At 62.1% G+C, this 26,054-nt stretch carries 18 protein-coding genes; 9 read left to right on the forward strand and 9 right to left on the reverse strand.

Annotation, left to right across the window (positions count from 1 at the left end):
- Positions 1 to 24: 24 nt before the first annotated feature.
- The gene (locus PLL20_07480) at positions 25 to 1,605 is read left to right on the forward strand and encodes a UbiD family decarboxylase (protein HPD29818.1); all 1,581 of its coding nucleotides are present in this window, start codon (positions 25 to 27) and stop codon (positions 1,603 to 1,605) included.
- Between the two features lie 254 nt (positions 1,606 to 1,859).
- Here PLL20_07480 and PLL20_07485 read toward each other — a convergent pair whose 3' ends face one another.
- Positions 1,860 to 2,498 carry a hypothetical protein gene (locus tag PLL20_07485; GenBank protein HPD29819.1) on the reverse strand — a complete coding sequence of 213 codons (639 nt, stop codon included), beginning with the start codon at positions 2,496 to 2,498 and terminating at the stop codon, positions 1,860 to 1,862.
- Positions 2,499 to 3,114: 616 nt separating this feature from the next.
- Here PLL20_07485 and PLL20_07490 point away from each other — a divergent pair.
- Together PLL20_07490 and PLL20_07495 are read left to right on the forward strand one after the other, a co-directional pair.
- On the forward strand, positions 3,115 to 4,485 hold the full coding sequence (locus tag PLL20_07490) for a uroporphyrinogen decarboxylase family protein (GenBank protein HPD29820.1): 1,371 nt from the start codon (positions 3,115 to 3,117) through the stop codon (positions 4,483 to 4,485).
- A 5-nt stretch (positions 4,486 to 4,490) separates the two neighbouring features.
- Positions 4,491 to 5,408, forward strand: coding sequence for a GTP-binding protein (locus PLL20_07495; protein ID HPD29821.1), 918 nt, complete (start codon positions 4,491 to 4,493; stop codon positions 5,406 to 5,408).
- A gap of 179 nt (positions 5,409 to 5,587) precedes the next feature.
- Here the strand turns inward: PLL20_07495 and PLL20_07500 are convergent, their stop codons facing one another.
- From PLL20_07500 to PLL20_07510, 3 genes are read right to left on the reverse strand one after another with little or no spacing between them, the layout of a single operon-like run.
- Positions 5,588 to 6,553: a PepSY domain-containing protein gene (locus PLL20_07500; GenBank protein ID HPD29822.1), complete on the reverse strand. Its 966-nt coding sequence runs from the start codon at positions 6,551 to 6,553 to the stop codon at positions 5,588 to 5,590.
- A gap of 36 nt (positions 6,554 to 6,589) precedes the next feature.
- Entirely contained in the window at positions 6,590 to 7,123 is a 534-nt protein-coding gene (locus PLL20_07505; GenBank protein ID HPD29823.1) for a hypothetical protein, read from the reverse strand.
- Positions 7,124 to 7,160: 37 nt separating this feature from the next.
- Positions 7,161 to 8,129 (reverse strand): prepilin-type N-terminal cleavage/methylation domain-containing protein, encoded by a 969-nt coding sequence (locus PLL20_07510; protein ID HPD29824.1) that lies wholly within the window; start codon positions 8,127 to 8,129, stop codon positions 7,161 to 7,163.
- A gap of 454 nt (positions 8,130 to 8,583) precedes the next feature.
- On the opposite strand from PLL20_07510, the gene PLL20_07515 reads away from it, so the two are divergent.
- From PLL20_07515 to PLL20_07525, 3 genes are all read left to right on the forward strand, one after another.
- Positions 8,584 to 9,990, forward strand: coding sequence for a class II fumarate hydratase (locus PLL20_07515; GenBank protein HPD29825.1), 1,407 nt, complete (start codon positions 8,584 to 8,586; stop codon positions 9,988 to 9,990).
- A gap of 12 nt (positions 9,991 to 10,002) precedes the next feature.
- The gene (locus tag PLL20_07520; protein ID HPD29826.1) at positions 10,003 to 10,605 is read left to right on the forward strand and encodes a hypothetical protein; all 603 of its coding nucleotides are present in this window, start codon (positions 10,003 to 10,005) and stop codon (positions 10,603 to 10,605) included.
- A 219-nt stretch (positions 10,606 to 10,824) separates the two neighbouring features.
- Positions 10,825 to 12,777, forward strand: coding sequence for a carbon starvation CstA family protein (locus PLL20_07525; protein ID HPD29827.1), 1,953 nt, complete (start codon positions 10,825 to 10,827; stop codon positions 12,775 to 12,777).
- 3 nt (positions 12,778 to 12,780) lie between these two features.
- Here the strand turns inward: PLL20_07525 and PLL20_07530 are convergent, their stop codons facing one another.
- Positions 12,781 to 13,557, reverse strand: a complete 777-nt coding sequence (locus PLL20_07530; GenBank protein HPD29828.1) for a ThuA domain-containing protein — start codon at positions 13,555 to 13,557, stop codon at positions 12,781 to 12,783.
- Positions 13,558 to 13,886: 329 nt separating this feature from the next.
- Here PLL20_07530 and PLL20_07535 point away from each other — a divergent pair, with 329 nt between their 5' ends.
- Both PLL20_07535 and PLL20_07540 read left to right on the forward strand, forming a co-directional pair.
- On the forward strand, positions 13,887 to 14,711 hold the full coding sequence (locus PLL20_07535) for an ATP-binding cassette domain-containing protein (GenBank protein HPD29829.1): 825 nt from the start codon (positions 13,887 to 13,889) through the stop codon (positions 14,709 to 14,711).
- A complete protein-coding gene (locus PLL20_07540) occupies positions 14,708 to 16,831 on the forward strand; it encodes an ABC transporter permease subunit/CPBP intramembrane protease (protein ID HPD29830.1) in 2,124 nt (707 codons plus the stop codon). Before PLL20_07535 ends, PLL20_07540 begins: the two co-directional genes overlap by 4 nt.
- A 101-nt stretch (positions 16,832 to 16,932) precedes the next feature.
- On the opposite strand, the gene PLL20_07545 is transcribed toward PLL20_07540, so the two are convergent.
- The 3 genes from PLL20_07545 to PLL20_07555 all read right to left on the reverse strand — a co-directional run bounded on the left by PLL20_07545 (position 16,933) and on the right by PLL20_07555 (position 23,985).
- On the reverse strand, positions 16,933 to 20,202 hold the full coding sequence (locus tag PLL20_07545) for a DUF6259 domain-containing protein (GenBank protein ID HPD29831.1): 3,270 nt from the start codon (positions 20,200 to 20,202) through the stop codon (positions 16,933 to 16,935).
- A 67-nt stretch (positions 20,203 to 20,269) separates the two neighbouring features.
- Positions 20,270 to 21,898 carry a beta-N-acetylhexosaminidase gene (locus PLL20_07550; protein HPD29832.1) on the reverse strand — a complete coding sequence of 543 codons (1,629 nt, stop codon included), beginning with the start codon at positions 21,896 to 21,898 and terminating at the stop codon, positions 20,270 to 20,272.
- A gap of 380 nt (positions 21,899 to 22,278) precedes the next feature.
- Positions 22,279 to 23,985 (reverse strand): glutamine--tRNA ligase/YqeY domain fusion protein, encoded by a 1,707-nt coding sequence (locus tag PLL20_07555; GenBank protein HPD29833.1) that lies wholly within the window; start codon positions 23,983 to 23,985, stop codon positions 22,279 to 22,281.
- 567 nt (positions 23,986 to 24,552) lie between these two features.
- Between PLL20_07555 and PLL20_07560 the strand changes: the two genes are divergently transcribed.
- Positions 24,553 to 25,344 (forward strand): GDSL-type esterase/lipase family protein, encoded by a 792-nt coding sequence (locus PLL20_07560; GenBank protein ID HPD29834.1) that lies wholly within the window; start codon positions 24,553 to 24,555, stop codon positions 25,342 to 25,344.
- Between the two features lie 87 nt (positions 25,345 to 25,431).
- Here the strand turns inward: PLL20_07560 and PLL20_07565 are convergent, their stop codons facing one another.
- On the reverse strand, positions 25,432 to 25,713 hold the full coding sequence (locus PLL20_07565) for a hypothetical protein (GenBank protein ID HPD29835.1): 282 nt from the start codon (positions 25,711 to 25,713) through the stop codon (positions 25,432 to 25,434).
- Positions 25,714 to 26,054 lie beyond the last annotated feature (341 nt).

Consider the following 26,054-nt stretch of genomic DNA (forward strand, 5'->3'; position numbering starts at 1 on the left):
CCTTGCGGGGCAGGAGCGGCGATCATGGCGTTCAACGATCTTCAGTCTTTCGTAGCCGAGCTCGAGCGGCTCGATCAGCTCCGACGGGTCAAGGCCGAGGTCGATCCTGTCCTCGAGATCACCGAAATCGCGGACCGGGTGATGAAGTCGCCCAGCCTCGAAGGCCCGGCCGGGGCCCCCGCCACGGATCGCACCCACGGCGGCCTGGGCGGGCGGGCACTGCTGTTCGAGAAGGTCCGCGGCTCGTCGATGCCGGTGCTGATCAACGCCTTCGGCAGCTACGCCCGTATCAGGTTGGCACTCGGCTGCCGCGACCTGGACGAGATCGGCGACCGGCTTCGTCAGATGATCAAGCCCGAGATGCCCGGCACGTTCCTGGAAAGACTTAAGAAGCTGCCGGAGTTGCTGCGGCTGGCAACCTTCGCGCCCAGGTCCTCAAAACGCGGGATTTGCCAGGAGGTGATCCACACGGACGATGCAAGCCTGTTGAGTCTTCCGATTCCGCAATGCTGGCCCAATGATGGCGACCCCGCCTCCGAGCCGCCGCAGATCCATCCGCCGGCCGAGCCAATCGCGGAGGCATCAGGGGCTTCCGGTCGAACGGGCCGATACATCACCTTTGGCGGCGTGCTCACACAGGATCCGGACAGCGGCGTGCTCAACATGGGCATGTACCGCGTGCAGGTGTTCGGTCCCAAACTGGCCGCCGTTCATTGGCACGTGCACCACGACGGAGCCCGCATCTACCGCCGCTGGACCGCCCGCGGCGAGAAGATGCCCGTCGCAATCGCTCTCGGCGGCGAGTCGGTCTTGCCCTACGCGGCGACCAGCCCGCTGCCGCCCGGACTCAGCGAGCTGTTCTTTGCAGGTTTCTTAAATGAACAGGGCATCGAGATGGTCGCGGCGAAGACTATCCCCATGGAAGTGCCCGCCAATGCCGAGATCGTCATCGAGGGCTACGTCGACCCGCAGGACCGTTTCATCGAGGGTCCGTTCGGTGACCACACCGGCTTCTACTCACTCTCGGGCCCCTACCCAGTGCTCCGGGTCACGGCCATCACCCATCGGCGAGACCCCGTCTACCCGACGACCATCGTCGGCTACCCGCCGATGGAGGACTACTACCTCGGCAAGGCCACCGAGCGCATCTTCCTGCCGCTGGTGCAGTTGCTCGTGCCTGAGGTGATCGATTACCACCTGCCGATGTTCGGGGCGTTTCACAACTGCGCGTTCGTCAAGATCCGCAAGGAATATCCCTATCAGGCCCGTCGCGTGATCCACAGCCTGTGGGGGGCCGGACAGATGTCCTTCAGCAAGTTCATTGTCGTGGTCGACGAGCACGTGAACGTGCACGATGAACAGGAAGTGCTGTTTTGCCTCGGTGCCAACGTCGACCCGCGTCGCGACACGGTGATCGCTGAAGGACCGCTGGACATCCTCGACCATGCCGCCCCGTTCGAAGGTGCCGGCAGCAAGATGGGCATCGACGCAACGCGCAAGATCCCCGGCGAGGGCCCCGTCCGCCGCTGGCCCGCCCGCCTGGAGATGTCACCGCGGATCAAGGAACAGGTCACTCGCCGCTGGCGGGAATTAGGGTTGGAATGAGCGGCGGCGGGCCCTCTGCGCTCGCGGACCAACGGCAGCGTCCGCAAGCCCATTTTTCGCATGCGCTCGCCATTGTCTTCGAGAATCAGGAACATTCCAACATCCAGAAGGCCCAAGCAGCTTCTCCCCACGCCGACTGCCGTCTGGTGATCTCTTCCCGATCCCCCCATGAAAACGCCCACCGGCAACCGGGGGGCTGCCCGATTGCCGGTGGTGTGTTTCCCTCGCACGTCGCTCTCGCTCGCCAATGACCCTCACTTCTTCACCGACCCCACCTTTACCAGCTTGCCGTCGTCGGCGACCTTCGCCACCTTCTCAGTGATCATCCCTGCCTTCATCTGGGGCTTGGGGACCGGGCCTTTTTCCATCATCACACCATGCCGGCCATCACCCCGGTCACGATCACCTTTCTCCAGATGCATGCTGAACCTCACCTCGCCACATTCACGACCGCCGGTCCCGTAGTATTTCTTCTGGTGCTCGCACGGATCCACGATTCTCCAGTAGCCCTCCCGAACCAGCTCGCGACGGACCACTTCCTGCCAGTAGCCGCTCTGAACGGTATAGGCCTCACGCCGGTATTCAATCACTCGTCCCCAAGCGTCCACCACCGGAACATCGCGATAGCGGATCTCGGTGGTCGGAACCCACACCCGCTCAATCACATCCCGGTACACCGGAGGTACCCAGACCCGCTCGACCGGCACGACCACCGGCTGGGTCACCACCACCGGAGTTACACAGCCGTTGGCAATGGTCAGACCAAACTGGTTGCCGTTGCGCCCCTCGAAGCCGATGGTCAGAGCAAAGTCCCCCGCTTTGGCTGGAGCCGCCCAAGCCATCATTCCCGCCAGACCCATCACCATCATTGCTTTGCTGTTCATATTCCTCATGGCTGACCTCCGTTTCTGCATGCCGCACAACGCGGTCACCAGACTAGACACCCCTCCTCAAAAAAAGTTTGATCGTGTTAACTATCTTCGCCATGCAACCATGTGGAAGGTGGTACGGAAGGCGGAACAGAAACCCTAAAGTCTTGCAAAACAAAGCCTTAAACCGAACCTCGAACGGAAATGCCAAGTCCCGCAAGGGCTTGTCGGCAAATCGGACCAGCCACACCGCTTGCAAAGAGGAAGACTCGGTCGCTCCAGAGCCCTCTGGGCGTAACCAACTGAAGGCAAAGGATTTACGATTTTACTTCTGCGGATAAACTCCTGCCAGTCCCCAAACGGGCAAACGGCGCGGTCAAACCGAACGCCCCATCTGAGAAGCACCCCATCAGACTTGTTCGGCTGCAATCACCGCTCCTGCCTCCCGAGTGCCCCATGATCCTTTGCTGGATCGGGCAAAACGCATTCCAATCCACTTCAAGAGTCAGCGTCGAGCCGGCACCCGTTGCACTCGCCCCCATGCCGTCGTTTCCGTATTATCTCCTGCTTGCGTCAGTTTTTTCGGGGCGTTGCCGCCCCGGTAGGACGCTGACTGTGAGATGTAACGGGAGAATCAAGCGTGACAGGTAAGCAACTACTGCTCCAGGCACTTCGGAACGAAACCACCCCCCGGCCGGCCTGGGTGCCGTTTGTCGGCGTTCACGGCGGCAAGCTCATCGGGGCGACCGCCTGGGACTACCTGAGATCGAGCGAGCGGATCGTGGCTGGATTGAGCAGGGCTGTCGAACTCTATAAGCCCGACGGCCTCCCCGTGGTGTTTGACCTCCAGATGGAAGCGGAGGTTTTGGGCTGCGCCATGCACTGGGGTGATCAGACGCCGCCTTCGGTCACTTCGCACCCGCTGGCCCAAGCCCCGTTGTCGAGCCTGCCCGGATTCGACCCTGCCAAGGGACGCTTCCCCCTTGTCGCCGAGGCAATGGCCGAGCTCAGGAGGCGATTCAGCGACGAGATTGCCTTCTATGGCCTGATTACCGGTCCGTTTACCCTGGCGCTGCACCTCATGGGCACCGGCATCTTCCTGAAGATGTTTGATGAGGTCGATGCGGTGCGTGAGGTGCTCGATTTCTGCACCGACGTGGGCAGGCAAGCCGCCGATTTCTACCTGGACAACGGCGCGGACGTCATCGCGGTGGTCGACCCGATGACCAGCCAGATCTCACCGCGTCACTTCACCGAGTTCGTGACCAGCCATGTCAACGCGATCTTCGCGCATGTGCGACAACGAAAGGCCCTCTCCTCTCTTTTTGTCTGCGGCAACGCCACCCGCAATCTGGAGCTGATGTGCCAAACGGTCTGCGACAACGTTTCGGTGGACGAGAACATCTCCTTCGAGCTGCTTCGCGACCTGGCCCACAAGCACAACAAGTCTTTCGGTGGCAACCTCAAGCTGACGACCGTGCTGTTGCTGGGGACGCCGGCCGACGCGAAGCGCGACGCCCTGCGATGCATCGATGCCGCCGGATCAACCGGCTTCATCCTCGCGCCTGGCTGCGACCTCCCGTACGCCACGCCGGAGGAGAATCTGCAGGCAGTCGCGGCAATGGTGCACGACGAGTATCAACGCAACGTCGCCCGCGTGGCCTGCCAAGAGGTTACGCCCGACGTGTTCGAGGAGGTCCAATTGCCTGACTATACGCGGGAGGACAAGGTCATCGTCGACGTGGTGACCTTGGACTCGGCCTCCTGCGCGCCTTGCCAGTACATGGTCGACGCCGTCGAGCAGGCTGCTCGGAAGTTCCCGGACCAGGTGGTCATTCGCGAACACAAGATCACCACTCGCAGCGGCCTGGGACACATGGCCAAACTCGGCGTAGGCCAGATCCCGACCATCTGCATTGACGGCCAGGTGAAATTCCCGTCGATCATTCCGGACATCAACACGCTGATCGACGCCATCGAGACCAGAGCGAAGGAAAAGAGGGACAAGTGATCCCCATGAGCCTGATCACGGGGTTTCTAGGCAGCGGCAAGACCTCGCTGCTGCAACACATCGTCGAGACCAACCCGCATCGCCGGTTCGTATATGTCGTCAACGACTGCGGGGCCATCGACATCGACGGCCGCATCCTTCAGCTCGGCCACAACCGGCTGGTCAACATCCCGGGCGGGAGCATCTTCTGTCGCTGCGTCGCGGGCGAGTTTGTTGACTGGCTGACGAAGATCCCGAAGCAATGGCCCGAAGCCGGCGGCCCGATCGAAGGCGTCGTCATCGAGGCCAGCGGCATCGCCGACCCCAAGGTCATACAGCAGATGCTCCGAGAGACCGGACTCGATCGCGTCTACGACCTGCGGATGATCATCGCAGTGGTCGATCCCGGTAGTTTCCTCAAGCTCATCCATATCCTCCCAAACATCGTGGCCCAGATCGAGGCCAGCCAAGTCATCCTGGTGAACAAGACCGACATTTACGATGAGAACCGGATTCGGGAAACCGAGGGTGAAATCCGGACGATGAACGCCGCAGCTAGGATCGTGCGAACCCAACACGGCCGCGTTGAGCTGGATGTCTTTGCCAAAACCCCCGTCCGAACGCTTGAAGGCCGTTATGCCCGCTGCTTGGACCCCAACTACTCGGTCACCACGGCGGCGGTCAACGGGACTGTCGATCCGGAGCGTCTGGCTGCGGATCTGCGAACGCTTGGCGACCGAGTATATCGCGTGAAGGGCTTCGTGCTCTCGTCGGCCGGTTGGATCTATGTGGATCTCGCGGCTGGCCGTTTGACCACACGACCCGCGCCCACAACCGGCCCGGCCACGCTGGTATTCATCAGTTCGCCGCAGGCACAACCCGCCGTGGACCGCATCGTGACCGGTCTCCGCACCGGCGCGTACGAAGCACAGCCGCGAACATGACCCGGAGTGACCGGCGCGACGAGAAGTGGCCCGTTCACCTTCCGCGTAGAAAACGATCATCCCCGCCCCTTTCGCGGTTCCTGCCGTCAGTCTCTTTTGTCGCAACTGGTGCGCATTGTGCGCGCATGTTTCTGGATCGCAGAACGTTTGGGGCGCGGCCCGCAGAAAGGCGGTCCGCCTTAGGGTCTGGTCGGCACGACGACCTGTCCCGGCGTTTGTTCCTCCTCCCCGGGCATCCCGGCACTGATCGGATAGGCTTGCAGATTGTCGAAAGAAGAGCAGGCGTCGGCTTTGGTCCACAGTCCGATCATTCCGGCGTCTTTGAACGTGTCGTCCTTCACTTCGAGCCGCTTCCTGCCGTCGCAGTAGCAGGCGATCCGGTTGCCCTTCATTCTCACGCGGAGGGTAAACCACTTCCCCGCAGGCGTCTCGAAGTCCACGGACTGCAACATGGTGCGCTTGCCGTCGACCACCTTGTAGACGCGATAGTTGTTCTCGAGCGGGTTGATCCGGCAGAGGTAATAGTTGTTTTCATCCTTGCAACGCCAGATAAGCCCTCCGCCCTGATCGTCCGCACCGGTGTTTCCGCGAACCTTGACGCTGAGGTTGAGATCCCTGTAAACGGCGTTCTCGATAATCGCCAGATTGAAAGTGGCATTGTCGTTCGCGGTCTTTACGTTGAGCACGTTGGGTTTGCTCGCGGCGTCGGCATCGGGCTCGATCACCCACTTGGCCGGCTCTTTCGTGGGATTGTTCTGCTTGATCACCCAGTTGGGAGGCAAAGCGCCGGCCGGCTCCCTGTCGAACGTCCAGCGGTGGCTCGCCGTCATCTCCATTTCTTCCCGCTCGACGTTCAGCACCTTTCCGCTCATGGCATCGATTTCGACTTCCACAACTTGCGTGCCGGCGATCATCGTAACCTCGTACTGCGCCTGGCCGTCTTCCATTTGTATCTCGGCCCGCAAAGGCTTGCCGTCCTTCACCTCCTGGGCCGCGATCTCGACGGCTTGAACCATGGTGATCCTGGCCTTTTCGATCATGGCCCGGGCCCGCCCCAGCTCGGAACTCTCTTCAGGCGCCGCGATCGCCGACGCCGCCGGCAAACCCAATGTAATGACGGCATGTACCATAAACCACGTGGTCATGGGTATTCTCCTGCAAAGAAACAACACTCAAACCGGTCAAGGCGTGCACACATCCAGCGTCTTGCCTTCCGGGCCGCGCTCGTTTCGCCATTGAGAGACGATCTGCCTGGCCTCGACCGTCGTCATGTCGAACCACCTCGAATCGTCGACGCGACGAACAAGGGTGTTCTTTTCATAGAAGCCGCTTTCCGCGCTTGGGATCGGCCGGCCGTAGGCTCGGCCCTCAGCCCGGGCGGCACGAATGCCCTCCACAAGCTGCTTGTACTCCGGCGTGTAGGTCTCCAGGTATGCGATCCGGCGTTTCGAGCTTTCATTGCACTCGTCGCGTGCGGCAACCACGACGGCCCGAACGCCGTCGTTCTTCTCGCCGCCGACTCCCTCGTGGGGCGGATAAGTCCCGCGCGGGACGGTATAGAGAACGGCTTCGCTCTGGTCGTAGAACCAGACGTGCAAACCCTCCTCGCCGCTCGCGACAAGGAGGCGCATCTTGGAGATCGCCGTCGCAACCGCGACGATCGCCAATCCTGCGGCAACGCTCAGTTTGATGATCGCCTTGGTTCTGGAACTCATATGCCGGTCCACACGCGGTTCAGTAGGACACGGGCCGTCACGGCAGACGGTGATAGCCCGGGACGTACGACCACCAACACTCGCTGGAGTTGCACGGGATGTCGTTGGCGCTTAACCGATCAACATGGCCGTCGGCAAAGGCGTAGTTGGCCTTCTTGTTGTGCCGTTGACAACCGTAATTCTCGTCCGCCAGTCGGTTGAACCCGGGATTGCATTGCGTGCCGTCGATCGCCTTCGGTCTGATCCACCACCCAAGGTCATCACCGTACTTCGCCACGACACCGTCATAGCCTGCGCCGTCACCATACCAGATCAGCCTCGAAGGGACCTTGACTTGTGCGTACTTCCTGAGTCCCTCCGCATAACCCGACTCGATGGCCCGTCCAAATGGTATCGACTTGGGCAAGGCGGCTTGCTTCTTGCCGACCCAGTGAACCCCGGCGACACCTATGCCGCCGAAATTCCATCGTTCCAGCGGATGCTTGATTCCGTAGATGTAGGGGTACCGTTCCCGGTCACTGGTGGTGGGGCCATTGAGCGAACGAGTGCGGTCCTCGTCCGCCTGGGAAAACCCATCTGAGTAGATGTACATCCGCTCGGCCGGACAATCGAACACGTGCTGGGAGCGCCCCGCGTAGGGAAACAGAATAACCCGAAACGTGACCTCGACGCGATCGGGGTCTGTTGATGAAGGCCACCAGTCCTCGATGGGGTTCATCCAATCCGCGTTGGCAACGGTGTAAGCCGTCGCAGCCACGGCGAGCTGGTGCTGGTTATGGGCGCAAACGGCGCTGCGGGATAGCTCCCGCGCATTGCTCAGTGACGGAAGCAACAGGGCAATCAGGTAGCCGATGATCGAGATGACGACGAGCACCTCGATCAGCGTGAACGCGCGAGACATGTTGGGCGCCCGCTTGATCCCCTTTCGCGCACCCGCGCGGCGATCGCGAACCACCTGACCCCGGTTGTGCGACCGATATCGCCGGCCCGCTGTCACCCATGTCATTGTTGCGTCCTCCCCATAAGAGGTTGCGTCCTCCATGCAAGAAAATGCTCAGCCCCGAACCCGCCAGAGGTTCTGGAAACATGCTGTCATCCGTGACCGGAAGAATACCACGATGGCCCTTTCCCCCCTCAGCCCCGCACAGTTGGTCCAGAACCCCGAAATCCGGAAGCACGCCCGGCAGCCGACCTCACGGATGCGTGAGAATCGGTCCCTGCTGCGTCACCGGCTCGTAAATACTACCGTCTGCCTCGCCGACCCGCAATATGCAGCCGGATAGGTGGTTTTCTGATTCTTGGCATGTCACCATCGGCCGTCTGTTCCGGCACTCCATCTATTTGACCCCCGTCCAAACCGTCAAACCCGCCACAGGAGCCGGCGCTGGTCAAATGCCGCCCGATCTTGGACAATGCCTGTTCTGTCGGCCGGTCAACGGTCGCCAAGCGAGGACTCAACGATGAGCCACGAGCAAATGCGAATAGAGTCGGACAGCATGGGCACAATGCAGGTGCCCGGCTGGGCCTTGTGGGGGGCGCAGACCCAGCGGGCGGTCGAAAACTTTCCGCTCAGCGGGTATCGGTTCGACCGGCGCTTCATCCGAGCGATGGGCCTCATCAAACAGGCGGCCGCGGAGGTCAATCACGACTTGGGGCTTCTAGACGACGAACGGGCCGCCCTGATCGTTCAGGCTGCCCAGGAAGTCATCGACGGCAAGCTGGATGATCACTTCGTGTTGGACATCTTCCAGACCGGCTCGGGAACCAGCACGAACATGAACACCAACGAGGTCATCTCCAACCGGGCCATTCAACTCGCTGGCGGGAGGGTTGGATCGCGCGACCCGGTTCATCCAAATGACCATGTTAACATGGGGCAGTCGAGCAATGACGTGATTCCGACAGCGATCCATGTGGCGGCAGCCGAAGGCTTGAAGGAGGCTCTTATACCGGCACTGGAGAGGCTGGCCTCAAGACTGGAGGAAAAGGCCAAAGCCCTCTGGCCGGTGATCAAGATCGGGCGAACCCATCTGCAAGATGCCACCCCCATCCGGCTCGGGCAGACGTTCAGCGGCTATGCGGCCCAGGCCAGGCTCAGTGCCGAGCGGGCACGGAAGGCTGTGACGGCCCTTCGGGAACTGCCCATTGGCGGCACGGCCGTCGGGACAGGCATCAACACCCACCCGGAGTTCGGTCGGCGAATGGCCAAACGGCTCAGCGAGCAAACCGGAATCGAGTTCGTCGAGGCGGCCAACCACTTCGAGGCCCAGGCGGCCAAGGACGGCGTCTGCGAGGCCAGCGGGCTGCTGCGAGCGGTGGCCGTGTCGTTGACCAAGATCGCCAACGACATCCGCTGGCTGGCCTCCGGGCCGAGGTGCGGGATCGGCGAGTTGAAGATACCCGCCACCCAGCCCGGCTCAAGCATCATGCCCGGCAAGGTTAACCCGGTCATGAGCGAGATGCTCATCCAGATATGTGCCCAGGTGATCGGAAATGACACCGCGGTAGCCGTCGGAGCACGCGACAGCATTTTTGAATTGAACGTCATGATGCCGATGATAGCCAGGAACCTGCTCGAATCGATCCGGCTCCTGGCCGGCGGCGTCCGGGTGTTTACCGATCGATGCGTGGCAGGCATCGAAGCCGATGCGGAGCGGTGCAAGCAGATGATCGAACAGTCCCTGGCCATGTGCACCAGCCTGGCACCGGTGATCGGCTATGACCAGGCGGCCGCGATCGCCAAAGAGGCCTACCAGACCGGCCGCACCGTGCGGGAGGTTGCTCTGGCCAAGGGTGTTTTGTCGGAGACCGACCTGCATCGATTACTCGACCCGGCCTCGATGACCGAGCCGTCGGCAGGAAAATGAACGGGGAGACGCATGGGCGCATCCAAGGCAGATTCAGGCAGTCCGGCAATCCAGGTTCCACTTCGCCACCGAGTACTCGCCGTTTTCACCGCAAATGTCGCAGTGGCCTTTGCTTTGGCCGGCTGGTACGGCTCGGAACAGTACGTGCTGAAGATCAACTCCTCGCGAGTGCTCGAAGTCGACATGCTCCGGCTGGAAATCAAGATCCTCACCACTCGACCGGGATTTCACCCGGACGACGGGATTCGTCGCGAACAAGAGCGCGCTGCCCTTAACGAGCAGATTGGCACGACATTCATCATTGCCCAAGCGTGGAAATGGGTGATGTACCTGACGGCCGCCATCCTGGAGACGACCGCGATTATGATCATTCTCGGGCGCCGGCCTCTGACAGCACAGATCATCGCGTCACTGGCGATTCTGGTTTCCACGTGCTGCACGGTCATCGCGATGCATCTGCTTGTCCGGCCCGATTTAGGCGGCATGCCCAGCTTGCCCACCCGCTCGTATCTGTACCTTGCCCTGATCCAGGGCGGCTACGGAGCGGTCTTGCTGGTCGTCACCCTGAGCCAGCGGAAACCGGCAGCACGGCAGTGTCTTTCCACCGTTCCCTGAAAGTGACACGACCAGCCTCGCATTCCGCCTGATTCGGCCCCCTGTTTGCCCGGCCGTGGTACACCTTGCCGCAACGATCGCGCCCGATTCTCCAGAAGGCGGACGCGTCCCTGTCCCGACGGCGGTGCCGCCACACAAGTGGGGAGCGATGATCTGGACTTGGCGTGATTGCCGATGTTATGCTGAAAGGAACAGTTCCATTCCGGTCGGAGGTCTTCCATGATCGTGCTGGCCATCCTAGGCGTGTCCGTGGTGTTTCTTCTGCTGGGCGGCTGGATCTACGCGCCCATCATCGGACGGGTACTCGGCGAGCGGGCCGATCGGGTCACCCCGGCAGTGGCCATAAACGACGGGCGTGACTACGTGCCGACCCGCACGCCCATTGTGTTCGCCCATCACTTCGCATCGATCGCCGGTGCCGGTCCGATCATCGGCCCGGTTCTGGCCTTGCTCTATGGCTGGGGACCGGCGTTGATCTGGATCCTGCTCGGAGGCGTGTTTCTCGGGGCGGTCCACGATTACGTGGTGGCCCACATCGCCATGCGCGAAGGCGGCAAAAACCTGACCGTGATTGCCCGTCGCTACGTCGGACCTGCCGCCTTTCTGATGATGTTGGTTCTGCTCGTTGCTCTGCTGGTGCTGGTGTGCGCCGCGTTTCTCGACCTTTCCGCCACCGCGCTTACCTCCAAGGTGCCCGTGGCCACGCTCAAGATGCAGCCCGGCGAAACGATATTTCGCGAAGTCTCATGGGTAAACGACATGACCGGCCAGGAAGAGCCCCACGCGATCATCGGGGGCATCGCGTCGACCTCCGTCGTGGTGATTACCGCCTTCTCGCCGCTGATCGGTTTCTTGTACATCAAGCGACGCTGGCCGGTCTGGCTGTGCTCGGGCCTGGCGATCCTCATCTGTGCCGTGTCGGTAGCGATCGGCCTATACCTGCCAATGGCCGTTGAACCCATGACCTGGAAGCTGCTGATCAGTATATACGTGCTCTTCGCCGCCGGCGTCCCCGTATGGATGTTCCTGCAAAGCCGGGATTTCATCAACGTCCACATGTTGTACGTTGGCATCATCTTCCTTGCGGTGGCACTCATCGCCGCGGCAGTGCGAGGCGGCGGCGAGATCGCGGGAGCATCGGCGATCGCCATGAACAACTGGAGCGGGGGCAGCGCCAAGCTCGGCCCCGGATGGCCGGTGCTCTTCGTGACCATCGCGTGCGGAGCAGTCAGCGGTTTCCACAGCCTGTGCGCGGGCGGTACGACGTGCAAGCAACTCGAGAAGGAGAAAGCCGCCCGTCACGTCGGCTACTTCGGGATGCTTCTGGAAAGCCTGTTGGCGGTTTGTGTGGTCTGCGCACTCATCGTCGGATTGTCAATGCAGAGCTACAGCACGTACTGCTATCCGACGGCGGGCAAGGGCAATCCTGTCCTGACTTTCGCGATGGGAGTCGGTTACACGGCCCATATCGGCCTGGGCATACCGATCGCGGCCGGGGCCCTGGGCGCGATGCTGCTGCTCGAGGGGTTCCTGGTGACCACGCTGGACACCGCCGTCCGGCTGACCCGCTACATGATCGAAGAAGGCTGGTCGACGCTGTTCGCCCGCTACGACGTCTTTGCCGCGACGGCTTCCGGAAGCCCCATCAGTGAGGCCCAAGTCGGCGAAGTCGCCGGATCGGGAGGGCTGAGCCCTGACAAGGTGGCCGCAGCCTCGCAAGCACGCTTCCAAGTCATCGCGACTCATGGGCTCCTGAACGCAGTGCTGCGTTGCCTGCGGCTCTACTGGGTCAACTCCGGGATTGCAGTCGCATTGATGCTTCTATTGGCGATGCGCGGCTACGCGGCGGTCTGGCCCATATTCGGCTCTGCCAATCAACTCCTGGCCGCGTTGGCGCTCATCGTGGCAACCGTCTGGTTGATGGCGCATCGTCGGGCGGTGTGGTACACGCTGTTGCCGGCATTGTTCATGCTCGTGACCTCCGTCTGGATGCTGGTCCGGCTCCTGTTCACCAGCTACTGGCCGGTGCTCACCACATGGCCGAAGAAGCCGGCCTTGACGGTGGTAGCGATCATCGTACTCGTGGCCACCGTTGCGGTGGTGACTCTCGCTCTGCGGCGGTGGCTGGCCGAAAGGGCAAATGCTCGCGGTGCATTCCCCATTCAGCCGTGAAATTCACTTCGGATCGACCACCGGTCGGCCGGCGGCCCAAAGAGACCCGCGGAGCAGCAGCTTCTTGAACATCTCCTGCTGGCAGGCCTTGACATCGTGGCCCAGCGCCAGATAGAACACTCTCCCCTTGCCCCAGGGCTTGGTCCACATCACCGGCATGAGCTTGCCCTTGAACAAAGCGTTGGCCAGTACCGTCACCCGCGGATCGTAGTCGAGGATGTACTGCTCGTCGGTGATCATGAACTCGTCGATGCCCTTGGTGATCGGGCTGTCATTCTCCGTGATGCTGACCTGGTATTGCCGATAGTGCGGATGCGTCCTGAAATAGCCGCCGACGAATGCCTGATAATCCGGATCGCCGCGGAATGAGTCTGCCCCCGAATGGAACGTCACGTAGCCTTTACCCGAAGCGATATGGCTCATCAGTCCGCGTTTCTGGGCTTCTTTCAGTTCGCCAAGGGTGTAGTAGAAGACGACCAGATCAAACGGGGCAATGCGATCGGCCAGAAAGGCATCGAGGTCCTCGTGAGCACGCGTCACGTCGAACAGCCCGCTCTTCTTCATTGTCTCCTCGACCAGATCGCCGATGGCTTTGCCGTCATGGATCGGCCCGCCGGTGACCAGCAGGGTCTTGACCGGCCCCGATGACGCCGGTGAGGCCGCCGGCTCGGCTGGAACTTGAGCGGCCAGGCTGGCTTGCGGAAAACCGGGAACCACGGCCGACAAACCGACGAGACACAGGCTTGCCGCCACAACGATGATGATACGACGAGTTGTCATCAGATTCTCCTTTCACATTGAGGCTCATCCTGATCAGACGTTAACTCGATTGCTGCCCGAGCACAACTGCCCCAACCCGCCTTCCGGACGCAGGGGGCGCCTTCACCAGCCGATCCGGTGGCGATGCCTCCGGCGACTTATCTGCCGAACCCTCCGCCTGACGCAGAACACATCCCACAGCAGCGGCGGACGGATAAAACCGATGCCTGAAAACAAGATGCGCCCGCTGCGGCGGCGATCCGACGTGAACCTTCGGCCGTCCGCTTCGTACCTACCCATGCGGGCTGGCGGGCTCCCTTTTCTTGTCAATCGTCGCCGGAGGCACGACAATGCCGGCCGACCGCTGCGATGTTGGAGGCGTTTTCGTGCCCTTGCTTGAAGTCCTGGAATTGACCAAGGAGTTCCCCACCCCGATCGGTCCGCCCAAGAGGGCCGTGGATCACTTGAGCTTCCACGTGAATGCCGGCGAGATCTACGGCCTCCTCGGTCCCAACGGCGCCGGGAAGACCACCACCCTGCGGATCGTCTCCGGCCTCATGCGGCCCACCGCCGGTCGGGCCATCGTCAACGGCGTGGACGTCACCATAGACCCTTCCTCGGTTCGCGGATTCATCGGCTTCCTCACCGCCGGCACGGGCCTCTACCACCGGCTCACGGCTCGTGAAATCCTGGTCTACTTTGCGGAGTTGAACGGCCTGGAGCGCGGCTTGATCACCAGGCGAGTCGATCAGCTCATTGACTGGCTGGGAATGGCGGACTTCGCCGAACTGCGCTGCGGGGCGCTGTCCACGGGCCAGAAGCAGCGAACCAACATCGCCCGGGCCCTGATCGCCGACCCCCCCGTGCTGGTCATGGACGAGCCGACCTTGGGCCTTGATGTGCTGACCAACCGGCTGATTCTCGATTTCATCCGTCACGAGCGCGAGCTGGGCAAGGCCATCCTGCTCAGTACGCATCACCTCGATGAGGCGGAAGCCCTTTGCGACCGCATCGGCTTGCTTCATGAGGGTCGACTCATTGCCGAGGGCAACCTGCAGACGTTGCGAGAGATGGCCGGCTGCCGGCGGCTGACGGACGTTTTCCTCCGGCTCGTCGGCCAGGCAATGGCGCCGACGCTGCCGTTCAAGCCGCCGGGCGAAGAGGTGGTCGCATGAACCGATATGTGCGAATCGGGGCCATCTACCGCAAGGAATTGCTCAACATTCTCCGCGATCGGCGGGCGATGCTCGCAATGATCATCATTCCGGTGGTGATGTACCCGGCGCTCATGCTCGGCTTCGTGCGAGCGGTCGAAAGCGATGAGGCCAAGCTGCGATCCCAGACCTTCGTCGTCGAGACGCCCACAATGGAAGAAGCGGACAACCTCCTGGCGAGAGTGGTACTCGCACAGGACGCCGACGCCAAGGATCAGCCGACTTTCGACATTCGGCCCGGCAACACGCCGCTCACGCTGCTCGGCGACGAGGTGCAGCTTCACGTGGAGTTGCAGGTGTCGCCTCGACCAAGCCCCTTTCCCGAGCGACTGACGGTTCATATCGCCTTCAACGAGGTCAATGCCCGCAGCCGGACGGCCATGGAGCAACTCACGGCGGCGCTGAACCGATATCGCGAGCGAATGACGCGCGATTCGCTTGAGAGGCTTCTCGAGTCTCGCCCCCTCATGATGCCGAGCACCGAGCCCGTCGTGGACCTGGTGCTCAACCCGGTGAGTATCGAGACCTTTTCGACGGCCACCGGGCAACAGCGCGGCGGCTGGGCCCTTGGCCTGATCGTCCCCGTGATCCTGGTATTGATGACCATCACCGGGGCAATCTATCCGGCGATCGATTTGACGGCCGGCGAGCGGGAACGCGGAACGCTCGAAGCTTTGCTTGCAACACCTGTGCCCGTCCTGCACCTGGTAACGGCCAAGTTCCTGGTGGTCGCAACCATCGGACTGCTGGCCGCTTTCGTCAACGTGCTGAGCGTCGGGGCGACCATGCACTTCGGCGGCCTGACCAAGGCATTTGCCAACGCCGAGGCGCCCGTTCAGTTCCCCGCCTCGACCTTGCCGATCATCGTGTTCTCGATGATTCCGTTCGCCTTGCTGTCCTCCGCTATTCTCGTCGCGGTGTGCAGCTTCGCCCGCTCCTATAAGGAGGCCCAGACCTACGTCACGCCGGTGATCATTCTCGCCCTGGTGCCGGCGATTGCTGCGACGCTGCCCAGCATCCAGCTCAAGGGCATCTTCCTTGTGATGCCGGTGGGCAACATGGTCCTTCTCGCCCGCGAGCTGTTCCAGCAAACCTGCACCTGGCCGCAAGTGGTCATCGTGTTGCTGTCCACAACACTGTACGCGGCAGCAGCCGTCGGCGTCGCGGCGCGACTTTTCGGTCAGGAGGCCGTGTTGTTTGCCGATGCCGGTTCCTATCGGACGCTCCTGCTACGACGACTCATGCAGCCGTCGCCGGCCCCAACCGTGGCCCAAGCCGTCGTCCTGATCGCCTTGCTGTTTCCGGCGGTCTTCTTCATCAATTCCTTGTTCTCCAACCTCCTGCTGGAGCGCCTCATCAGCGGATTGATCTGGCTGGCGGTCGTCCAGTTCGGCGGATTGTTCCTGCTGCTGCCGTTGGCCGTGGCGGCCTTCCTCAAAATCGACCTGGTCAACACGTTCCGCCTGCGGCTGCCGCCGGCACGGGCCTGGCTTGCGGCGCTGTTGATCGGAGTCTCGAGCTGGGCCGTCGCCACCGAGTGCTTCGCCTTGCAGACTCGCGTCATACCGCCTTCGGAAGCTCTTGCGCAACTGGACCGCGTGTTGTCAGAAGGAGCCGAGAACGCATCCCTCAGGACGATCGTGCTTCTTCTGGCGTTGATCCCGGCTGTCACCGAGGAATTCTTGTTTCGCGGCTTTCTCCTCAGCGGCCTCGGGCGTGCATCAGGCAAATGGACGGCCGTGATCGGCGCTGGCCTGATCTTCGGGGCCTTCCATTTCGTCGTGGACAAGATACCGGTCACCGCACTGATGGGCATGTTGCTCGGGTACCTGTGCTGGCAGTCACGTTCGTTGTGGCCGGGAATCCTGGCTCACGCCATGCACAACTCCGCTCTCATGGTTTTGCCCAACATGCCCCGCGCGGCCGCCTGGCTGGGACTGGCGGGCATTGACCGCGAGCCGGAAAGGCTCTTGCCCATCCACGTGGTGATCCCCGCGGCAGTCCTCCTGTTGGCAGGCCTGGCCATCCTGGCAACGCTGAGGCAACGCCGGTCCAGCACTGCCAACGGCTTCTCAGGGTAGGGCATGGTCGAGGTCGCTACAGCGACCGAGACCCGCCGCAGAACCTTTCGGCCGGTCGATTGGACCGGCAAGATGCCGGTCCAGGGGCCTGTTACAGTCCGTCAGGGTGCAGAGAGCAGAAACACGGCCACCGACCGCGGTGCGACGGTGCCACGAATCGTCACTTGTTCCTTGTCGCGCTGGGCGTCGGCCTCGCCGCGCGGGAGGAGACTGACCACCGACCATTCCGGCGGAAGCGGGACCTGCATCAGTTCGCCGGCCACTGACGAGCAGCCGGCGTTGTACAGGGTGATGATCGTTCGGTCACGGCCGGCGAAACGGTTCGCGTAGAGGTCCTCTTGCAGCGTCGGAACCAGCGGCTCGCACTGCCGCGAACGGAAGATGTCCGCATGCTCACGGAAGATCGGGTATGCCTGCCGGGCGAGTTCGCGGAACTGCGGCGTGTACCATGAATCCGCCCTGCCCTTGAGCCAGATTCCCAATCCGTGAAAGATGCAGCGGTGCAGGTCGTCAACCTCGACCGGAATGGGCCGGATCCCGTGGCCGACCATCTCGAATGATGCGAGCTTGGGAAACACATACCGGTACAAGGGCAGCGAGGCCGGATGCCAGCCGGCATCGACGTCCCACAGACCATAGTCGAACGCGGCGTCCACGAGATCCATCAGGCCGTCGACCGGAGTGTACTCGATGTATATCGCGGTGCCCGGGGCTTGCTTATCCAATGCTTCACGAATGGTCCGCAGCATCGCCCGTTCTTCCAGAATGGGGTTGGAGGGGATTGGATGCCCGTGGTTCGGAGCCCAGCAGGCTTTGCCCGGCCCAAGCAGGCCAAACTGATCGACATAGACGGCATCCGCGCCCGTTTCGTGCGCCACCTTGGCGATCCTGCCGGCCAGTTCACGCCGCCACGCCTCGACGCCCGGACATGCAAAGAACTCCATGTCCCCCGACCACCAGCGCGGCTTGCCCGTCTTGTCCACCGACTGCCAGTCGGGCAACGCCTTCCTGGCCAGGTCCGACCGCCGGTCAATAAGGTACCCCTCAAAGTACAGGCCCACCTTGATCCCCTCAGCGTGTGAGCGCTCCACCATCCGACGAAGCTCGCTCAGCCCGCCAAGATCGTTCGAGAGATAGTCGCCGACGCGCCCGGTCGCGCGGCTGTAGGCCCATCCAGAGATGTCGATCATGTGGATTCCGCCAAAGGCCTCGTTGGACTCGGCGATCAGGCGCTCGGGGGTGTACCGCAACGACAAGGGGGTGAACAGGTGTCCAGTCCCCCCCAAGGGGTAGTCTCGCCGGCAGTAGAACGATTCTTCAAGCCGCTTGTCATCCGGCGGCGTCTCGGCAACCGCCTCGGCGCGGTACGCATTGAATAGATCGTGCCAGTCTCCGGTGTGTGCCATGAGCGTTACCGGAGGGAGAACAAGATGGCCATCGGGCGGGACGGTCAGCTCACGAATCTCGATGGCAATGTCGGCCCCGCTATCGGTCTGCTTGAACTCGATCGCCTTGGGCAACAGGTTCGAGTCGATCACGAACAAGCCCAACCCGCCACCGGCCTGCTCGGCGAAAAGATCGACAAGGGGCAACGGCCATACGCCGCTGTAGTCTTTTCGGATGGAAGTGGGCACACGACTCTGCAGGGCGTTTCGTGTCCCGACCAGATAGCCGCTATCGCCTGGGATGGGGGAAATGCGGCATTCTCGAAGTTGTGCGATACGAAGGGCCGTCTTCCACGTCTGGGCGGTCTGGTTGTGCAGCGTCGGAACCATGCGGATGCGGCCGGCATCCTCAACGGACACGGACAAGGAGAGCTTGTGTTCCGACGGGGCCAGAGACCAACGAAAGTCCAGACGAGCCCCACCGGCCGTGTCTCCGGCGTTACCGGCCTCGAATCGCATAGACAATACCCGGCCATCCTCGCCGAGGACCTCGACAAAAGGTGCGGGAGACTTCGCGTTGAGGATTTCCCGATCGAAAGGCACGAGCCCAAGTTGCTCCAGACGCAGACCGGTCTCTACTTCAGCCGCCAGACGCAACCATGCGTTGTTGACGGTGAAGCGATTCCCGGCGCGATGCCATTGTGTCGGCGAGGTGACAGGCACCGGAGCCTGGCGCGTTCGTCGTGGTTCGGCTTTCGGGCGCAACTGTGGAAATGACGGCGATGAGGTGGAGTTCAAGCTCGCTGCAAGCAGAAACACCTGGCCGTAGCTCATCCCGTCAACAACACTGAAACGAACGAGGCTCTTGTCGGCATCCATCGGCACGATGTAGACGTCCGGCGAGCGATCGACGGCCCACGTCTTGCGGCGAACCGACCAGGGAAGATGAATGCTGGTGCTTCCGTCCTCATACTCCAGCCGGACGGCGAGCTGATGGGGCGAGGTGATCGTGGTGCGAGGCTTGACCGACGCCTGCCCGTACCACGCGACGCCGCTGCCGAACATGCGCGTCGCCAACAGCAGGGCCAACTCGCAGCCCTGTGAGCTTCCGCTCACGTCCAGACTTTCCCTCTCCATGACCCCGCTGCACATCGCCGCCCGGTCCGCATCACCCAGCCGAAACAGGATGCCCCCTCGCTCGATGTCTTTGCCGGCCGGCCAGTCGACCGGCGTCTCCAGAGCCGAGGTCAGCCATGCTGCGGAGATCACATCGCGTTGCGGCAATTGAACGGGCTGCCAGACACCTCGTTGCGAAGGGCGGCTCGTTGAAAAGTCATCTTCTGGGGGCAAAATCGCTGTACAGGTCGGTCGAGTCGCTTGCGGCGATGGCAGACGCGGATCCGATGCCCAGAATGCAAGTCGCCGCAGTTCAACGGTGGTCGGCGCGGCTTCCGTGGTGATCCGCAGGCTGATCCGGGCCACCCGATCCGATGGGAATAGGGCCCGCAGGTCGAATACGGCACGGTCCTGGTCACGCGATAACGGCCCCACAAGCGCCTCGTGGTCACCGGCGAGCGGGTTCTCCGGATTCAGAGCACCGGGCGTCACCGGGCCGGTGGAGTCGTCGGACAGTAGCAGCCAGACCTGTGCCCCCGATCCGCTTTCACGGATGCTGTACCGGACCTCAAGGAACGGAAACACGTTCACCCATATCGGGTTGGTGGTCCGTGTCCAAGCCGTCGCTCGATTCGAAGAAGCCACGCTGACGACGGCGCCATCCGAACCGAAAGCGATTGCGGCATGATCCCCGTGATCCGGCGCATCGCTATTCTCACGAAGCCAGCCGCTGTCGGTTCGGAAATCGTCGTGCCACCCGATTTCCACGCGCTGGCGCTCGCGAGAAGCCTCTCCGGCCGGCAACGGTGACACGTGAACCGCCGCAAGGACCAGACAGACCGATGCAGCCCGAAAGAACTCGAATCGCATGGCACACTCCGAGACAAACCCGCCCGGTCTGGCGACCGGCCCATATTCGGTCACGCAATGCCGGTGCTTACCTGTCCAGCGGCCGGAAGTTGACATCCATCACCTGCAACCGCTGCACGTGCTGTCGCAGCCGTTCCAGGAATGAATCGAAGTTCCGTTGCCCTTTGGCGGACCATGCGACCTCGGCCAGTGCCGCCGCGCGAGGATAGGCCATGTATTCAAGGTGCCTCGGGTTGGGAATGTATTCCGACCAGAGCTGCCCTTGCGTTCCGAGCACGCGCCGGGCTTCTTCTTCGCTCAGATCAGCCGGGATGGGCTCATACGCGTAAACCTTCTCGATCGGCAGGTCACCACCGATGGCAAGCGGCTCACTATCCTTCGGGCCCTGGTAGTAATCCAGGTAGGTGTGTGACGTCGGTGCCATTACCACGTCATGCCCCGACTTGGCCGCCGTGATCCCGCCTTTCTCGCCGCGCCACGACATGACCACCGCTCCGGGTGCCAGGCCGCCTTCCAGAATCTCGTCCCAGCCGACCAACCGGCGCCCCTTTCTGGTCAGGAAGGCGTCCATTTGTTTGACGAACCAACTCTGCATCTCGGCCTCGTCTTTCAAACCCAGTTCCTTGATGCGGGCCTGCACCACGGGACTGGCCTTCCACTGATCCTTGACCGCTTCGTCTCCGCCGATGTGAATGTACGGGCTGGGGAAAAGCTCCATCACTTCTGCCAGAACGTCCTGCAGGAACGCCACGGTCTGGTCCGTCGGGCAGAAAATGTCCGGGCATACGCCCCACACGGTCCACGGTTTGAGCGGCGTGTCGGGGTTGCATCCGAGATGCGGGTAGGCGGAGATGGCCGCCCGCGCGTGGCCGGGCATCTCGATCTCGGGAACGACGTTGATATGCCGATCGGCCGCATAACGGACGATCTCGCGGATGTCATCCTGGGTGTAGAACCCGCCGTGTTTGCGGCCGTCAAACTGCCAGGGTTTCGCGTGGGCATGACCGACAAGGGTCTCGTCCCGCCATGCCCCGATCTCCGTGAGCTTGGGATACTTCTTGATCTCGATTCGCCAGCCCTGGTCGTCCGTCAGGTGAAGCTGCAGACTGTTGAACTTGTGCAGAGCCATGGTATCGATGAACTTGAGCAGCGCTGACTTCGGTACGAAGTGGCGAGCGGTGTCGACCAGCAAGCCGCGCCACCTGAAGCGAGGTTGATCCTCGATCCGGACGCACGGGACCTCCCAACGCACGCCTTCTACCCGCGCTAAGCGGAAGATTGCGGGCGACAGCAACTGCCGAAGCGTCTGAATGCCGTAGAACAGGCCGGCGCGGGCTCTGGCCCCGATCAGGATGCCGTCGGGAGCGACGATGAGCGCGTATCCTTCCTCGCCAAGAGCGGCGAACGAGTCCGCGATTCTCAGTGTGATGGCACCTTGCGATCCGGCGTTCTCAACAAGCTTCAGGCGCAGACCCGTCGCCGGGGCAAGGTAATCCTGCAGCTTGTACGCTTCGGCCATGCTCGCGGCGTCGACGACAATCGCAGTGTTCTCGTCAATGACGAACACGCCGTCCGCGCGTTCCACTCTGGCGGGTTGGGGAATAACCGGCAAGGCGGAGCCTTGAGCGGCGAGCCCGGCCTGTCCGGCGGCGATGCTTGCACTCGCCATGATCAGCGGCAGCGTTGACTTGGACATGTGAACCTCCTGTGGTATTCAAAACGTCAGGGCAGATGCGGCCATGATAACCACCCCTGACAAAGCCGGGAGCATGAGAGCCCTGCCTGGACCCAACTGACCGGCCGTTCTGAGGGCCGTCTTGATCCGCTCGCAAATCGATGTCATACGGCCCTCGTTCGCCGGCACAGAATCCACCGACTCCTCCGGCAAACGGCCGGTGAGCACGTCCCGCCCTGCAAAGTGTTGCTTCGTTGCTCGGGATACGCCGACTCCACTGTTACGACCCTGTCGCTGCCGGGTCAACCCCGCCACCAGGCCGGATCTCAAATCTCAAATCGCCAATCTGAAATCAGATCGTTCGGCAGGTCTCCGCCGCCTTTGGCGGCTTCGACCATGCCCTACCTTTTGGGTTTGCCTTCCTGCTTGCCCGCGATCTTCGCCCAGGTGTCCTTGAGGGTCACCGTGCGGTTGAAGACCGGCTTGCCGGGCGTTGAATCCGGATCAACGCAGAAGTAGCCCATTCGCTCGAACTGGAATCGGCTGCCGGGGGCGGCGTTGGCCAAACTCGGTTCGACCTTGCAGCCGGTGAGCACTTCCAGCGAGTTGGGGTTCAGGCCGGTCTTCCAGTCCTGTCCCTCGGGAACGTCGTCGGGATCGGGTTTGCTGAACAGGTGGTCGTACAACCGCACCTCGGCGTCGACGGCTTGGCCGGCCGAGACCCAGTGAATCGTCCCCTTGACCTTACGGCCGTCGGGCGAGTCGCCGCCGCGGGTGGCCGGGTCGTAGGTGCAGTGGACTTCGCTGACCTCGCCCGTGGCCGGGTCCTTCACGCAGCCGGTACACTTGACGAAGTAGGCGTAGCGGAGCCGCACCTCCTGACCGGGGGTCAGTCGGAAGTACTTCGGCGGCGGGACCTCGCGGAAGTCGTCCTGCTCGATGTACAGCACCTTCGAGAACGGCACGTGCCGGGTCCCGGCGCCGGGGTCCTCGGGGTTGTTGATCGCGTCGAGCTCCTCGACCTGCCCGTCAGGATAATTGTCGATGACCACCTTCAGCGGCCGGAGCACGCCCATGACCCGTGGGGCTCGTTTGTTGAGGTCCTCCCGGATACAGTGCTCAAGAAGCTGGATGTCCACAATACTGTCGTACTTGTTCACCCCGATCCGCCGGCAGAAGTTCCAGATCGCTTCCGGCGTGTAGCCCCGGCGCCGCAAGCCGCAGATCGTCGGCATACGCGGATCGTCCCAACCACGCACGAGCCCTTCCTTGACCAGTTGCAGCAGCTTGCGCTTGCTCATCACCGTGTAGGTCAGATTGAGCCGGGCAAACTCGATCTGCTGCGGGTGGTAAATGCCCAGCTGGTCGAGAAACCAGTCGTACAGCGGGCGGTGGTTCTCGAACTCCAGCGTGCAGATCGAGTGCGTGACTTGCTCGATCGAGTCTTCCAGCCCATGGGCCCAGTCGTACATCGGATAGACGCACCACTCGTCGCCGGTGTGCGGGTGAGTCGCGTGGAGGATGCGGTACATGACCGGATCGCGCATGTTGAAGTTCGGCGAGGCCATGTCGATCTTGGCCCGCAGCGTCCGCGAACCGTCGGGGAACTCGCCCTTTTTCATCCGCTCGAAAAGATCGAGATTCTCCTCGACGCTGCGATTGCGATAAGGGCTCTCCTGGCCCGGTTCGGTCGCCGTGCCGCGCATGGCGGCAACCTGGTCGGCGCTCAGGTCGCAAACGTAGGCCTTGCCCGCCTTGATAAGCTGGACTGCCCACTCGTACATCTGCTGAAAGTAATCCGACGCAAAGAACAATCGGTCTTCCCAGTCGGCACCGAGCCAGCGGACGTCCTCGATGATCGAGTCGATGTACTCCTGCTCCTCCTTGACCGGGTTGGTGTCGTCGAAGCGCAGGTTGAACTTGCCGCCGTAGTCGCGGGCCAGCCCATAGTTCAAACAGATGCTCTTGGCATGCCCGATGTGCAGGTACCCGTTGGGCTCCGGCGGGAAGCGGGTCACTACCCGGCCGCCCCAGCGGTTCGTGCGCATGTCCTCATCAATAATGTCGTGAATAAAGGTCCGGAATAATTCACCTTCGGTCGTGGCCATGTCCTGGTATTCCTTCGAAAAAGGCGAGCAGGATCCGACGCCGACCCCGCATCGCCGGGCAGGTTTGGCATTATACCTCTCCTTGATCCGTGATCCATATCCGGGCTCCGGCACGCCGCACCCCGTGCCGGGTGACATCCCCACGGCTTTGCGTGGGCATGCGCCTTGGCCTCTTCCGTCGCAACTGGTGCGCGTTTTGCGCGCATGTTTCTGGATCGCAGAGCGCTTGGGTTGTGGTCCGCAAAAAGGCGGCCGGCCTTATTGATCTCTGCGCAGGTACTGCAAGCATCAGTGTTTGGGAAACCCCTGAAAAAGGGCCGTTCTGGAGAAGAGACGCGTTGCATTCTTTGCGCAGAAATCAAAGGTTGGCGGTGAACGCGAACGGGAAACACGCCGCTTCAGCGGTCTTTCCCGAAGGGCAGATAGGCCGATTCTGCTGCCGCCCCCGTTGCCCGATCCTCGGTCCCCCTGTCTCGCTCCTCGTAAGAGGGCACCGAGGAGGTTACACTGATACCCGGCTGCAGGCGCAACGAATGTTCAACTTCATAGCGAAGAATGGAGACAAACATGCAAATCAGGAATCGACGAGACTGGCTGGTGGCGGCGACCCTCTTGGGTCTGGTGGCAACCGGTGGATGTGGGATCAGCCCGGCTATCAAGCGGGCCGGCCGCACCGACGAGCAGAAGCAGCAACTGATTAAGCCGGGCATGTTCGGCGACAACGCCCCCGCAGATCGACTCCGCGGGCGGTTTGACTTTTGGAACGAGGAGGTCATCCGCCAGGACGTGGCCGTCGGCACGGTGTTCATGGGCGACTCGATAACCGAACTGTGGGAACTGGCTGCCTACTTTGCACCGAGCGACGGGGTCATCCTCAATCGCGGCATCGGCGGGGACATCACGCCGCATATGGCCCGACGCTTCGAGGCGGACGTCATCCAGCTCAAACCGCGGAACGTCGTGATTCTGGCCGGCACAAACGACGTTGCCCGTATGCTGAGCGCGAAGAAGACCGAAGATGAGACAATGTCCCAGGTGATGACCAACATGGAGGCGATGGTGGACGCCGCTCAAAAAGCGGGCATCAACGTCTTTATCTGCTCGATCCTTCCGACCAACCCGGACACCGGCAACCATGCGGGCAAGGCCCCGATCCTGCCCAAGATCAACGAGAAACTGAAAGCCATGTGTGCCGCCAAACATTGCATCTATGTTGATTACGCCGCGCACATGAGCAACTCGGCCGGCGAGTTGCCCAGGGATCTGGCCCGCGACGGCCTGCATCCGCACTACGCCGGCTACGCCATCATGGCTCGCGTGCTCAACGATGCCGCCCGGGCCAACGGCCTCCGACTGTAGGAATAGGACAGGTCTCGGTCGCCGACGGCAACCTCGACGCTGCCAGAGCCTGCCGCAACCTGGCTGCCGCCGGCCCGTCGGGGTCGGTCAGGGCTTGGTTCTCAGCAGCACGATCTTCGCATCGATGTCGGTCGGGATCGGCATCATCACTGCGTCCCAGGTCGTTGGAATGGGAATGATGACTGCCTGAGACGGCTTGATGATGACCGGGCCGGGTTGCACCTTTTTCACAATGATCGGTGGAACCGCCGATCGCATCGCGGGAGGCCGATATGCGAATTGCGGCCTTGCAGCCATGGCCGTGGAACTGAGCCCGGTGATTGCGGCAAGCCCCAGCAGAGTGCCAAGCCGAACGAGGTGACTGGTCATGATAGCACCTCCTGACCTCATTATATCAGACGCACGGAGGCGGAGAAGGTTCCCACAGGGTCCCCAAAGCGTGACGAAACCCGCCACGCCGACGCGTAGAGCCGGCCCCACTCGGGGTGCCGACGCCCTCGTCGGCACTCGCTCAGACTGAGCATTCCTCTTCGCGCGAGTAGGGTACGGCACGCGACGCCGCTTAGATCAGGAGAAGACAACCGAATTGAAGCCGATCGGCGAGCCTGTAGAATGAACTGCGGCTGGTACATGGAGATACCCGTTTTGAAGCTGCTGAGCAGAGGGTCGCTTCGGTCTCTGGTTGCCGAGGGTCTTGTATTGGTTGCGGT

It is taken from the genome of Phycisphaerae bacterium (assembly GCA_035384605.1).
Lineage (GTDB): Bacteria > Planctomycetota > Phycisphaerae > UBA1845 > PWPN01 > JAUCQB01.

Coding starts and splice junctions, on each gene's coding strand:
- PLL20_07550 (HPD29832.1), bottom strand. CDS start 21,898: ATGTCCAAGTCAACGCTGCCGCTGATCATGGCGAGTGCAAGCATCGCC.
- PLL20_07480 (HPD29818.1), top strand. CDS start 25: ATGGCGTTCAACGATCTTCAGTCTTTCGTAGCCGAGCTCGAGCGGCTC.
- PLL20_07535 (HPD29829.1), top strand. CDS start 13,887: ATGCCGGCCGACCGCTGCGATGTTGGAGGCGTTTTCGTGCCCTTGCTT.
- PLL20_07510 (HPD29824.1), bottom strand. CDS start 8,129: ATGACATGGGTGACAGCGGGCCGGCGATATCGGTCGCACAACCGGGGT.
- PLL20_07540 (HPD29830.1), top strand. CDS start 14,708: ATGAACCGATATGTGCGAATCGGGGCCATCTACCGCAAGGAATTGCTC.
- PLL20_07495 (HPD29821.1), top strand. CDS start 4,491: ATGAGCCTGATCACGGGGTTTCTAGGCAGCGGCAAGACCTCGCTGCTG.
- PLL20_07545 (HPD29831.1), bottom strand. CDS start 20,202: ATGCGATTCGAGTTCTTTCGGGCTGCATCGGTCTGTCTGGTCCTTGCG.
- PLL20_07485 (HPD29819.1), bottom strand. CDS start 2,498: ATGAGGAATATGAACAGCAAAGCAATGATGGTGATGGGTCTGGCGGGA.
- PLL20_07505 (HPD29823.1), bottom strand. CDS start 7,123: ATGAGTTCCAGAACCAAGGCGATCATCAAACTGAGCGTTGCCGCAGGA.
- PLL20_07565 (HPD29835.1), bottom strand. CDS start 25,713: ATGACCAGTCACCTCGTTCGGCTTGGCACTCTGCTGGGGCTTGCCGCA.
- PLL20_07530 (HPD29828.1), bottom strand. CDS start 13,557: ATGACAACTCGTCGTATCATCATCGTTGTGGCGGCAAGCCTGTGTCTC.
- PLL20_07525 (HPD29827.1), top strand. CDS start 10,825: ATGATCGTGCTGGCCATCCTAGGCGTGTCCGTGGTGTTTCTTCTGCTG.
- PLL20_07555 (HPD29833.1), bottom strand. CDS start 23,985: ATGGCCACGACCGAAGGTGAATTATTCCGGACCTTTATTCACGACATT.
- PLL20_07515 (HPD29825.1), top strand. CDS start 8,584: ATGAGCCACGAGCAAATGCGAATAGAGTCGGACAGCATGGGCACAATG.
- PLL20_07520 (HPD29826.1), top strand. CDS start 10,003: ATGGGCGCATCCAAGGCAGATTCAGGCAGTCCGGCAATCCAGGTTCCA.
- PLL20_07500 (HPD29822.1), bottom strand. CDS start 6,553: ATGACCACGTGGTTTATGGTACATGCCGTCATTACATTGGGTTTGCCG.
- PLL20_07560 (HPD29834.1), top strand. CDS start 24,553: ATGCAAATCAGGAATCGACGAGACTGGCTGGTGGCGGCGACCCTCTTG.